Raw genomic sequence first — 12,318 nt, 5'->3', positions numbered from 1 at the left:
ATAGTTGCGGCAGGTGGCGCCGGTTTGGCGATGATGCACTGCCTATTTATTGCGCAACGCGGTCGGCCTCAAGGCGGATCCAGCATCACTAAAAAAATTGTGTGCGTACTTATGTGCGATTTTACCACCGCCCCGGCAAATGAAAGGGATCGCCAATTCCGGCCCGGTATTTACTGGGCTGAGCGGGCCCCCAAGCCCTGTCACCAGCCCCCGTTTTTCCTTGTCTTCATGCCCGACGCCGGATGGCCGGTTCCCACCGCCACGCCCGTTTTGGCGTGTGCTGGCTCACCTGGACAGGCACGTGCCCCGCAACCGTACTCCTGCCTGTTCACGGTTTTTCCGGGGCACTCCTATACCGGTTTTCGGGGCGCCCGGCCCCGCCATAGCGAGGGGTGAGGGTTGCCCTGCCCGCATCCACGAGGTGTTCCAGATAGCGCCTGGCCGCCACGCGCGACATTCCCACCAGTTCGGCCAGCTCGGTGGCACAGACACCTGTTCCCGCGGACTGGAGGGCAAGGTGGACTCGCTGGAGCGTGACTTCGGAGAGCCCTTTGGGCGGGGGCACATGACGTTCACCGGTGCTGGCGATGATGACGTCCACGCTTTGCTGGTCCAGGAGCCTGCCCCGGGACGTCCTGCGGACAGTGTCATATTGCCGTGCGACCTCGTCGAGTCGTTCGAACAAGGCGGAGGCCATGAACGGCTTGACCAGGTAGTGCCTAACACCTTTGGCCCGGGCAGCGCGTACGCTATCCAGATCCCGGGCAGCCGTGACTGCAATTACCTCGAGCTGGCTACTGAGGTTCATGCTGAGGCGCGTGAGCACCTCCAGCCCGGTGAAGTCGGGCAGGTAGAAGTCCAGCAGGATGACGTCGGGCCCGAGCTTTTCGATGAGCGCCACTGCCTCCGCTCCTGTATGGGCCTCCCCCACACCAGTGAAGCGGGCGTGCGAAGAGACGAATTCGCGGTTGCTCAGGGCCACCGCCATGAGCCGGATCGACATCGTCGAACCCGACGCATCACTGATGCGGCGGCGCGGGTGCTGCAGGCCGCTTCAGACTCCGCGGCCATGATGGGCCGCACTGTGCTGCCAGCCTGCTCATTGCAACGGACCAATCAGCGGTGCTCGTGTCCGGCGATGTGCGACTCCTTGAGGCGTGGCACTCGGCCGGGGCCGCTACGGCCGCAATTTAACCGGGGCGCAAGAGTCTGACGTGCCACGCAATATACCTCTGGGATTTGGGCAACAATGAACGTTTGTCAGACCCCGCGCCTACGATTGACCTATAAGCAACCGCAGCACAACGGAGCGCCAGCATGGACTACTTTTCGATCAATTCCCTGCGTGAGAACCACGCCGGATGGTCCCTGCTCCGCGCCCAAAACGCACCCCTGGCCCTGACGTTTTTCATGACAGCCTTCACCGACCCCAACCAGCGGAACCTGGGCCGCCAGGATCTCATTGACGTCCTTGACGATGTCCTGTTCAGCCTGCGGGACTCCCTCGGAGAGGACAGGTTCCCGCGGACGGCCGGCGAGTACCTTGACGACTGGGCCGAACCGGACAAGGCCTGGCTGCGAAAGTTCTACGCTGAAAACCGGGATGAGCCCGTCTACGACCTCACCGCCGCCACCGAGGACGTCATTCGATGGGTCGAGTCCTTACGGGGCCGCGACTTTGTACCCACCCAGTCACGCCTATCCAGCATCTTCAACCTTTTGAAGGCCCTGGTCCACGGCTCGGAAACAGACCCCGAGGCAAGGCTGGCTGAATTGCAGCGCCAACGCGATGACATCGACGTCCAAATGGAGCAGATCCGTTCAGGAACCATCCCGGTCATGACAGGCCCGGAAGCCGTGGACCATTTCCACCAGCTCACCACCCAGGCCAAGGACCTGCTCTCCGACTTCCGGGAGGTGGAGACGAACTTCCGCAGGCTGGACCGCAACCTCCGCGAGCAAATTTCCATGTGGGAGGGCGGCCAGGGCGACCTCCTGGAATCCATCTTCTCCTCCCAACAGGACATCAGCGGTTCCTTGCAGGGCCGCACCTTTCAGGGTTTTTGGGACTACCTCATGTCCCCGCAGCTGCGCTCCGAACTGCACGAACTGCTGGAGCGCGCCACCCAAATCCAGGCCCTCGCCACGCAGGACGGCCTGAACTCGATCACCTCGATGCAGAAGGACTGGCTGCCCGCCGTCGAGCAAACCCAGTCCACGGTGCGCCAACTCTCGGCCCAAATCCGGCGCCTGCTCGACGACAAGGTGTTCCTTGAAAACAAGCGCATCATGGCGCTGATCCGCAACATCGAATCCGGCGCCGTCGCAGTCCGCGCCACCCCGCCCACCGGAGTGTTTGCCGAGCTCACCGGCCACGACGTGCCCGTCGCGCTGCCTTTCGAGCGGCCCCTCTACGAGCCCAGCCGGCAGGTGGCCATCGACGACGCCGTCAGCGTCGCCGAAGACCTCGACGTGGACGCCAAGGCGCTCTTTGACCAGTTCTATGTTGACCAGCAAAGGCTCGAAGCCAACATTGACGCTGTCCTCGCGGACGCCGAACAGGCCACACTCGCGGACGTCACCGACGCCTACCCGCTCAGCCAGGGCCTGGCCGAGATCGTCAGCTACTTCCAGCTCGCCACAGAATCCACGTCCGCAGTCATTGACCCGGACACGGAACAGACCCTTTCCTGGACGCTACCCGATGGCAGCCTCCGCGAAGCCACCGTCGAAAAAATCATCTTTGTGAGGCCGTCATGACCACCATCTCCCTCGAAGAATGCGGTGAACTCCAGGAACCGGCCAGCAGAACGCCTGACGGGCTGCCGCTGGTTGTCACCAAGCTGTTCAAGGGCGTCGTGTACCGCGACGGTGATGAGCGGCTGTGGCAGCGGCTCATGGAACTCTCCGCCCAAACCCGTGATTACGTGGCAGTTTTGGGCCTGGAACTGGTCCTCGACGACGCCGAAGGGTACGCGTTCCTGCGCTCCAACCCCGACGCCGACGCCGGCCTCCCCCGCCTCATACCCCGGCGCCAGCTCACCTTCCACGTCAGCCTCCTACTGGCCCTGCTGCGCGCCCGGCTGGCCGAATTTGACCAGCAAAACAGCGAAACCCGCCTCATCATGACCTCCGGACAGATTGGTGACATGGTCTCCGTGTTCCTCCCCGAATCCAGCAACGAGGCCCGCATCCTTGACCAGCTTGCCAGCAACATCAAAAAGGTCACCGAGCTGGGCTTCCTGCGCAAACTCCGCGGCCAGGACGACACCTATGAGGTGGCCCGCATCCTGAAGGCCTACGTTGACGCCCAGTGGCTCGAGGAATTCGATGCCCGCCTCGCCGACTACCGGGCAACTCTGGACGGTGACGGATCCGCCGTCGGACCTTCATCAGGTAAGTCATCCAAAACAGCAAAGGCGGCCACGGCATGAGCACGCAGGCACAGGCGGGCCTCTTCAGCCTCGACGACCTGACCATTGACGACGCCGGCACCCGCCCGGGATTCCGGCTGCACCGTCTGGAGCTGCTGAACTGGGGCACGTTCAACAAGGATGTGCGCACGTTCCGGCTCGACGGCGAGAACAGCCTGTTGACGGGCGACATCGGTTCCGGGAAGTCGACGGTGGTGGATGCCATCACCACGCTGCTGCTGCCGGCCAACAAGATTGAGTACAACAAGGCTGCGGGTGCGCAGAAGAAGGAACGCAGCCTGATGTCATACGTGCGCGGCTTCCACAAGAGCGCCCGCAGCGGCATTGGCGACACCTCCCGGCCCGTGGCACTACGCGGTCCCGGCACATATTCGGTGGTGCTGGGCGTTTTCCACAATGCCACCCTGGACAAGACGGTCACGCTGGCCATTACGCTGTGGGCCACGCAGGAAGCCGGTCAGCCCACCCGCTTCTACTCCATCGCGGAGGGGGAGCAGTCCATCAAGGGCGACTTCTCCGACTTTGGCGCGGACATTGCGAAGCTGAAGCGGCGGCTGCGCAACGACGGCACGGCCATCTTTGACGTGTTTGAAAAGTATGGGGCCTCGTTCAAGCGCCACTTCGGCATCGGCTCCTCCCAGGCCATGGACCTGTTCCACCGCACTGTGTCCATGAAGCAGGTGGAAAACATCACCCACTTTGTGCGCACCAACATGCTGGAGGAGGACGATGTTGAAACCCGCATCAAAAACCTGCTCCACCACTTTGAGGACCTGAAAAAGGCCCACGACGCCGTATTGCGCGCCAAAGACCAGATCCGCATGCTGGAACCTGTCCGGGACAACGCCGCCCGTCACGCCTCGCTAACCGTTGACTACGAGAATGCGCACCAGCAACGCGAGCAGCTTTCCCCCTGGTTCACCACCCGCAAGCTGGAACTCAGCGAAGCCCACCTGTTGGAATTGGAACGCGCCAGCGCCAAGGTGGAGGAACAGCAGACCGCCATGACTGCGGAGGTTGGACGGCTCAACCTCGAGCTGGCGGACCTGCGAGATGACATCCGCAACAGCGGCGGCGGCCGGATTGCCGCCATTGAAGGCGAGCTGGCCCGGCTATCCATCGAGTCCGGCGCCCAGCGCGGCCGCTACAGCTCATACTCTGAAGCAGCCAAGGTTCTGGGCCTGTTCGAGCCCGAAGACCAGGTGGTCTTTGACGCCAACGCCGCAGCACTGCCCGGGGTGGAGAAGCACCTGGCCGAGGCCAATGCGGAACTTCAGGAACAGCGCACGGCCCTTGACCGCCAGCGCTCCGAGGCCACGGAGCAGGCGGCAGAGTACAAAGAAGAGCTGAAAAGCCTGCTGAACCGGCAAAACCTGCTGCCCGGCTGGCTGATCTCACTGCGGCAAAGGCTCTGCGACGGAACAGGCATCACCGAGGCGGAGCTGCCCTTTGCCGGCGAGCTGCTCAAGGTCCGCGATTCCGAGGCAGCCTGGGAAGGCGCCGCGGAACGCACACTCCACGGCTTCGCCCTGTCCCTTTTAGTGACCGGCAAGCACTACGCCGCGGTCAGCAACTGGGTTGACTCCAACAACTTGCGCGCCCGGCTGGTGTATCTGAAGGTTCCCGACATTTCCTCCCCGCGCACAGCCTCCGCAGGCACCTTGGCCGCAAAACTGAACATCAAGCCGGGAACACCGTTGCGTGAATTCCTGCTGGATGAGCTGGGCCACCGCTTTGACCACCAATGCTGCGAAGCCATGGATGAATTCCGCCGTTATCCGAAGGCGCTCACCATCAACGGCCAGCTCAAGGGCGGCGGCGGACGCCACGAAAAGGACGACCGCAAGGCGCTCACGGACCGCTCCACGTATGTGCTGGGCTGGGACAACCACGACAAGATTGCCCGGCTGCGCTCCGCCTTGGACCAGGCAGAGGGACAGGTCCGCACGGCTGCCGACGGGCTGGGCCGGATCGACGCCCAGTTGGGCAACCTGGGCCGCCAGCAACAGCACATCGGCACGGTGACCGCCGTTGGAAGTTTTGCCGGGCTGGACTGGCGGACCACGGTGCGCACCATGGAAAACCTGGCCCAGGAGAAGGCCGTTCTGGAGTCATCCAGCGACATCCTGCGCGAACTCACCGAGCGCGAAACCGCAACCAAGGCGCGGCTGGACAAGGCCAGCAAGAAACTCAGCAACCTGGCCGAGCGCATCGGCGCCACCAAAAACAGCATCCAGGGCATCACGGAGCAGATCGCGGATTGCCGGGATTCCCTTGCCGAGGCGCCTTTGACGTCCGACGCCGGACTGCTGGCTGAGGTGGGCAGGCTCGCCCAGGCGGCACTCGAGTCGGAGACCCTCACCTACAAGAACACCTCCAAGATTGAAAGCAAGGTGCGGGACAAACTTACTGCCAGCATCGACGCCCTGAACAGGCAGGTGATCCGGGCAGCGGAGACCACCATCCGGTTTATGTCCGATTTCTGCAACAAATACCCGTCCGAGACCACTGAGCTTGATGCGTCCCTGGAGTCCGCCGGGGAGTTCAACAAGATCCTGGGCCAGCTGGTGGATAACGACCTCCCCCGCTTTGCCGAACGCTTCAAGGAATCTCTGACGCAAAACACCATCCATGAGATCGTGGCTTTCAACGCGTTCCTGGACGCCCGCAAGCAGGACATCGTCTCCCGCATTGGTGAAATCAATGAGTCCCTGGCCCGGATTGAATACAACCCGGGACGGCACATTCAGCTGGAACCGCAGCCAACCTCTGATCCCGAGGTGCGTGAGTTTGGCACCGAGCTGAGGGCCTGCTCCGAGGGATCCATCGGCGCGCAGGAACAGTATTCCGAGCAAAAGTTCCTGCAGGTTGAGGCGCTCGTGGAACGTTTCCGGGGCCGCGAAGGGCGAACCAGCCTGGACGAGCGCTGGACGGCAAAGGTTACTGACGTGCGCAACTGGTTCACGTTCTCAGCCTCGGAAAAATGGACGGAAACCGGTGAGGAACACGAGCATTTCACCGATTCCGGTGGGAAGTCCGGCGGGCAAAAGGAAAAGCTGGCCTACACTATTTTGGCGGCCGCGTTGGCGTTTCAGTTTGGGATTGCGGCAGGCCCGGGCAACCAACGTTCCTTCCGCTTCGTGGTCATTGACGAGGCGTTCGGGCGGGGCTCGGACGATTCGGCCAAATACGGGCTGGAATTGTTCAAACGGCTGAAACTCCAGCTGCTCATTGTGACGCCGTTGCAAAAGATCCACGTCATTGAACCGTTTGTGGCCAATGTGGGCTTTGTGGCCAACGAGGCCGGCGACGATTCTCAGCTGCGCAATATGACCATTCACGAATACCGGGCAGAACGGGACAAGCGTGGTAGCTAAACCGCCAGATTGGACCACCCCGGCGGATATTCGTGCCGCCTCGCTCCGGTCCTGGAACAGTGGGGAGCTACTGCGCGAGGCGGCCCTGCCCATGGGACTGTATCCCCGGCGTCGTGCCCTGAAATATCCCAGCGCCACCGCGTTGCGCACCGACTACGCTCTGGCGGCGGCGTGGGCGCATGCGTGGGAGCCGGCACCGCGGGGCTGTTCGCTGGAGTACGTCTCGGTGGGGGCAAACACGATTGGTGCCAACACACTGCCCTCCGCCGCCGTGTTTGGCACTGCCGCGGACGAGATCGCGTTCCTGGGAATGGGCCGTGAGGCGGCCAGATTTAGCGTGCTGGCTGGCCGCATCGCCGAGCTCGACGCCGGGCTCCTGGCTTGGTCCCTGCGCCGGCCTTTAGAGTTACTCAAGCACGGCGAGGTCGCTTTGACGGCAGCCCGGGTGGCGGTCTGGCTCGCCGCCAACCCGGCCCCGGGCATCTACTTGCGGCAACTTTCCCTGCCCGGCGTCCACACAAAGTTCGTGGAAACACACCGCCGGCTCATCGACGGGATGCTGGCAGTGTTGGTGCCGGACCGGCCCCTGGCCGGGAAGAACTATGCGCGCAGGCACGGTTTTCTGGCCGCACCCGAACGGGTCCGGATCCGGTATTTGGACCCCTCCCTGTCACCGGTCCCGGGCATGGCAGACGTGGAGATGACGGCTACCGCGTTCGCCGCACTGGAGGTGGATGCGGACACGATCATCACCACGGAGAACCTGGTCAATTTCCTGGCCCTGCCACCGGCACCCCGCACCCTGGCCGTGTTTGGTGGCGGGTACGGCTTCCTAGCGCTCCGCGAGGCGGCATGGCTGGGCACCAAGGAAGTGTTGTACTGGGGCGACATCGACACCCATGGCTTCGGCATCCTGGACCAGCTGCGGTCCCACCATCCCCATGTGCGCAGCATCCTGATGGATGAACAAACCCTGCTCTCACACCAGGATTTTTGGGGCCGTGAAGACGCACCAACGCACGCCATGCTAAATCATCTGTCACCGGCGGAGAGCGCCCTCTATGCGCAACTACAGGCCGGCACGTACCGGCCGGGGCTGCGCCTTGAACAAGAACTGCTGCGCTGGGACTTCGTCCTGGAACGCTTACCCTGACTCACCACACAGTTCAGACCCGGCCTTCATCCAAAAGGCCAGGCCAACGCGCCGCCGTCATCAATATCCGCAGAATACTCCATTCGGTAGAGTAGCTATGAAGCATTTGGGAGGAAACTGGGGAAAATGAAGAAGATCTTGGCCGTTATGGCAGTGGCATTGCTGACCTTGTTGGGTGTGGCACCGGCTGCCTTGGCAAGCGCACCTACCGACATCGTGGTCGAAGATGCTGCTGGCGTGCTGTACCAGCCGCAGCTGCTGCCAGCGATTGCCGGGATCAACTTCCGCCAGCCCACCAAAGTTGCCGTCGTCACCATCGACGGTGTCGCCGGCAGCGATGTATTGAACGCATCGGTTCTTGAGCTTGCACGCGATTTGCATCCCGAATGGCTCAGCAGCGACGGGCAAAAGTGGGCTGACGGGCTATTCATCTTCGCCTTGGACCCCACTGCCCGCAAGGTCGGCACCTACATGGGCGAGGACCTCAAGGTCTCAGCTGGGGACCAAGCCAAGATCCAGGATGCCACCAAGTCGCTCTTTGGCCAGGCACAGTGGACAGACGGGACCATCGCCGGCGTCAGAAAAGGCGCGGCCCTGATCAACCGCCCCTGGTATCTTTCACCGGGGTTCATCGTCACCGCCTCGATTGCCGGCGGGGCAGCGCTGGTGGGCTTGGGTACGTGGCTTGTCCTTCGGAAACGCAACCGGTCCAAGGCGGAGGAGTTGATGAAGGCCGGTGACGCCAGTTTCGCCAATGTCAGCCTGGATCTGGACGTGACCGAGCTGAACGCCAATACCATTCCCGTGCATTCCACGTATGGGCTCCAGGTATTGGAAAAGTACCGCAATTTCAGCACCGGCTACGCCCGGGCCGGGGTTTTGAACCAGCAGGTGCACGCCTTCTCCCAGCGGGAACTTTCCCAGGGCAAGAACGTCAAAATTGTCAGCTCCTACGCCGACGCCGCAATAGAACTTGACGGCCTGGATGACGTCATTGCCGACACCAACACGCTGCTGAACAAGTTCTCCGGCTGGGAGGCCGCCTGGGACCGTCAGGTCCGCCCGCTCCGCGACGACTTGGACCGTTTGCCCGAGCTCTTGAACCGCTCTGAAGCCCGCGGTCTGAGCAGTGCGGCCGCGCTGGGTTCATTCGGGGTCCAGACACAGGACAATCTGCAGCTCTGGGCCTCACAGATCCAAACAGGCAGGCTCCAGCCCGAGTCGGCACTGGACCTGCTCAAGGAAACCCGGGCGGGGTTGGGACAACTGCTCAGTAGCCATTCCGATGACTTGATCGGAGAGTACGCCAAGACTAATTCCGAGGCGGAGAAAATGCGGCGCACCATCACCGACCAGCGTAACTACTCCACCGGCTATGGCCGCCCCAATATACTTGGCACCGTCTACGGGATGAACGTCTTTTACTCTGTCAGCACCTTTGACCATGCTTATTCCAGCGCCAGGACCAGCGTCGAATCCGCCCGAAGTTCCGCCTCTTCCAGTGGCAGCAGCACCGGCTACGGCGCCGGCGGTGGCAGCTTCTCCGGTTCCGGCAGTTCCTCAAGCTTCTAAGAAGCCGCACCGCCAGCACGGGCTCCGCCAGGTGCCACGGCAACAACCGCAGAGTCTTCGATGTACCGTTTCGGGTTGATCATCACGGCGCCCGCCAACATGACGACCAGGCAAACTCCCAGCATGGCAAAGGACGCGGTCCAGGATCCTGTGGCGTCGCGGATGGTGCCGAAGAACAGCGGCGCCACCCCGGCAAAGGCGTACCCCACACCTTGGCTAAAACCGGACAACACCGCCGAACCGTGGGTTGTTCGCGAGCGCAGGTTCACCATCAGCAGTGCCGTGGCAAAGGTGCCCTGGCCCAGGCCTGAAAATGTCACCCACAGCCAGGTCCCATCCGACGGCGAAAGGTACAGTCCCAGGTGCCCCGTCGCCCAGCACGCCGCAAAGAGCAAGATCGCGAAGATAGGATTTTTCATGCGTGGAATCCACAGCGGCACCAACAAACTCACCGGCAACCCCAAAATGGCGAAATAGGCCAACGCCGAACCGGCGGTTGCTGCGTCCAGGCCGTGCCCTGACAGGTAAGGCGGCAGCCAGGTGAAATACACGTACGTTTGGGCCGAGTTTCCTGCCAGGAAAATAGCCAGGCCCCACGCCACAGGAGAGCGCCAAGGCAGCAGTTTCGGAACAGCTGAAACGGTACCGTCACCACCAGCAGAGGGTGAGAGTCCGGCGTCGTCCGCCCCAGCGAGGACCAGTCTGTCACGGCGATCCCGCCACGCCTGCATGGCCCACGGCAGCAACACCACCAGGCTGACCATGGACCACAAGCCGATGGACACCCGCCAGTTCGTGAGCCCGGCAACCGGGACTGCCAGCTGTGGGCTGAGCGCGGTGCCCACCGCCAGCAGCGTCACATACCCGGCCGTCACCACCCCCACCCTATCGGGGAAGTATTTTTTCACCAGCGGCGGCAGCACCACATTGCCAATGCCATAGCCGGCCATAACCACGGCGGAGAGTCCCAAAAACGGCCACACGGCACCGCTGCCGGCCCGTAAAAGTTGTCCGGCAACGGCCAGTACCACGGCCGCCACCAGCACCTTTTCCAAGCCGAAACGGCGGACCAGGGCTGGAGTCAGCAGACCAAAAATGGCGAAAACTAGGGGCGGGAGCATGGCGAGCAGGCCGATCGTGGAGGCGTCAAACCCCAGCTCGCCGCGCAGTTCACCGAGCAGCGGCGGCACCACTGAGACTGCGGTGCGCAGGCTCAAGGCCAGGACCATGATTCCCAGCAGTGCGCCAATGCGCCCGGTCCATGGCTTCTTCACAACAAAATTGGTCACTGCACAACCCTAGCCATCTCCACGGCCCACACTCATCTAATGTCCTTGACCCGGCACAAGTGCGGCCATAGATTGGGCATTGGCCTGCACACCCTTCACACCCACGTCACACCCACGGCAAGGACGCCTCATGGAATCAACTCTTCCCACCACCCGAGAAACCTGCCAAGCCGCGGACGCCGCCGATCCGTTGCGCCGGTTCAGGGACGAGTTTCTGTTGCCGGAGGGCGTCATCTACCTTGACGGGAACTCGCTGGGTGCCCGGCCCCGCACCTCAATGGCCACGGCCACCCGGGTGTTGGAGCAGGAGTGGGGCACGGGGCTGATTCGCAGCTGGAACACTGCGGGCTGGTTTGACCTTCCGGCCCGGCTCGGGGACAAGCTGGCTCCCTTGATTGGGGCCGGGCCCGGCGAGGTGGTCATCACCGACACCACCTCACTGAACCTGTTCAAGACGCTGGCCGCGGCACTGCGCATCCAGCAGGTGAGCGATCCTCTGCGGAAGGTCATTGTCACCGAGCGCGACAACTTTCCCACGGACATTTACATGGCCGAGGGCATCGTGGATTTCCTCAACCAAGGCTATTCAGTCCGCCTGATCGACGACGAACTCCCTCTGGAGGCCGCGCTGGGGGCTGACGTGGCCGTCGTCGCGCTGTCCCATGTCAACTACCGCACCGGTGCCATGTGGGACATGACCACCACCTCGTCCTTGGTGCACGGCGGCGGGGCCCTGGTGATCTGGGACCTCGCCCATGCTGCCGGTGCGGTTCCGGTGGACCTGACGGGTGCAGGGGCGGATTTCGCCGTGGGCTGCACCTACAAATACCTCAATGGCGGTCCCGGCTCCCCGGCCTTCATCTGGGTCAACCCGAGCCACCAAGACCGTTTCTGGCAGCCCCTCTCAGGCTGGTGGGGGCACGCACGCCCGTTTGCCATGGAAGATGCTTACGAACCGATCTCCGGGATTGGCCGGTTCCTGTGCGGCACCCAGCCCATACTGTCCATGGCGCTGGTCGAGTGCGGCCTGGATGTGAGCCTGGAGGTTCCCATGGCGGAACTGCGCGCGAAGTCGCTGGCCCTGACTGACCTGTTCAATGCCCTGGTCGACGCCCGGCTCGGGGATCACCCGTTGGAGCTGATCACACCGTTGGACCATGAACGCCGCGGCAGCCACGTCAGCTACAAGCATCCGGAGGGCTACGCCGTCATGGCGGCCCTCATTTCCCGCGGCATCATTGGCGACTACCGCGAACCCCATGTGCTGCGCTTCGGCATCACCCCGCTCTACGTGGGCTTCACGGATGTGTGGGATGCCGTGGACGCCCTGTTCGACATTCTCGAGAACCGTTTGTGGGACACCCCCGATTTTCGGGAGCGGCTCGCGGTGACCTAAGAGCCATATCAGGCGCGGAGATCGGGACCAACCCGCGCTGTTGCGCCGAGATCGGGGCCAACCCGCCAGAACGGTGTATCTTGGCGGGGCGTTCGCG

Annotated in this window: 8 protein-coding genes; 6 read left to right on the top strand and 2 right to left on the bottom strand. The window is 62.8% G+C overall.

Annotation, left to right across the window (positions count from 1 at the left end; genetic code table 11):
* Positions 1-328 precede the first annotated feature (328 nt).
* Positions 329-1,003 carry a response regulator gene (locus AOC05_RS17205; RefSeq protein ID WP_062008670.1) on the bottom strand — a complete coding sequence of 225 codons (675 nt, stop codon included), beginning with the start codon at positions 1,001-1,003 and terminating at the stop codon, positions 329-331.
* A 314-nt stretch (positions 1,004-1,317) separates the two neighbouring features.
* Between AOC05_RS17205 and AOC05_RS17200 the strand changes: the two genes are divergently transcribed.
* The 5 genes from AOC05_RS17200 to AOC05_RS17180 all read left to right on the top strand — a co-directional run bounded on the left by AOC05_RS17200 (position 1,318) and on the right by AOC05_RS17180 (position 9,536).
* Entirely contained in the window at positions 1,318-2,760 is a 1,443-nt protein-coding gene (locus tag AOC05_RS17200; protein ID WP_062008668.1) for a DUF3375 domain-containing protein, read from the top strand.
* Entirely contained in the window at positions 2,757-3,434 is a 678-nt protein-coding gene (locus tag AOC05_RS17195) for a DUF4194 domain-containing protein (RefSeq protein ID WP_062008666.1), read from the top strand. The genes AOC05_RS17200 and AOC05_RS17195 overlap by 4 nt, the downstream gene beginning before the upstream one ends.
* The gene (locus tag AOC05_RS17190) at positions 3,431-6,811 is read left to right on the top strand and encodes an ATP-binding protein (RefSeq protein ID WP_062008664.1); all 3,381 of its coding nucleotides are present in this window, start codon (positions 3,431-3,433) and stop codon (positions 6,809-6,811) included. Before AOC05_RS17195 ends, AOC05_RS17190 begins: the two co-directional genes overlap by 4 nt.
* Positions 6,801-7,964, top strand: coding sequence for a Wadjet anti-phage system protein JetD domain-containing protein (locus AOC05_RS17185; RefSeq protein ID WP_082358056.1), 1,164 nt, complete (start codon positions 6,801-6,803; stop codon positions 7,962-7,964). The genes AOC05_RS17190 and AOC05_RS17185 overlap by 11 nt, the downstream gene beginning before the upstream one ends.
* 126 nt (positions 7,965-8,090) lie before the next feature.
* A complete protein-coding gene (locus tag AOC05_RS17180; RefSeq protein ID WP_230085420.1) occupies positions 8,091-9,536 on the top strand; it encodes a DUF5129 domain-containing protein in 1,446 nt (481 codons plus the stop codon).
* Here the strand turns inward: AOC05_RS17180 and AOC05_RS17175 are convergent.
* Positions 9,533-10,825, bottom strand: a complete 1,293-nt coding sequence (locus AOC05_RS17175) for a CynX/NimT family MFS transporter (RefSeq protein WP_062008658.1) — start codon at positions 10,823-10,825, stop codon at positions 9,533-9,535. The two genes, AOC05_RS17180 and AOC05_RS17175, sit on opposite strands and share 4 nt — an antisense overlap.
* A 130-nt stretch (positions 10,826-10,955) precedes the next feature.
* Between AOC05_RS17175 and kynU the strand changes: the two genes are divergently transcribed.
* The gene (gene kynU / locus AOC05_RS17170; RefSeq protein ID WP_062008656.1) at positions 10,956-12,221 is read left to right on the top strand and encodes a kynureninase; all 1,266 of its coding nucleotides are present in this window, start codon (positions 10,956-10,958) and stop codon (positions 12,219-12,221) included.
* Positions 12,222-12,318: the final 97 nt, after the last annotated feature.

Origin of the sequence: Arthrobacter alpinus, assembly GCF_001294625.1 — a bacterium.
In the GTDB taxonomy this organism is placed as follows: domain Bacteria; phylum Actinomycetota; class Actinomycetes; order Actinomycetales; family Micrococcaceae; genus Specibacter; species Specibacter alpinus_A.
This window is presented reverse-complemented; position numbering and strand designations above follow the sequence as displayed.

Bases quoted from the DNA above. Each gene is read 5' to 3' on its own strand.
- AOC05_RS17205 (WP_062008670.1), bottom strand. From the start codon at position 1,003: ATGTCGATCCGGCTCATGGCGGTGGCCCTGAGCAACCGCGAATTCGTC.
- AOC05_RS17200 (WP_062008668.1), top strand. From the start codon at position 1,318: ATGGACTACTTTTCGATCAATTCCCTGCGTGAGAACCACGCCGGATGG.
- AOC05_RS17195 (WP_062008666.1), top strand. From the start codon at position 2,757: ATGACCACCATCTCCCTCGAAGAATGCGGTGAACTCCAGGAACCGGCC.
- AOC05_RS17190 (WP_062008664.1), top strand. From the start codon at position 3,431: ATGAGCACGCAGGCACAGGCGGGCCTCTTCAGCCTCGACGACCTGACC.
- AOC05_RS17180 (WP_230085420.1), top strand. From the start codon at position 8,091: ATGAAGAAGATCTTGGCCGTTATGGCAGTGGCATTGCTGACCTTGTTG.
- kynU (WP_062008656.1), top strand. From the start codon at position 10,956: ATGGAATCAACTCTTCCCACCACCCGAGAAACCTGCCAAGCCGCGGAC.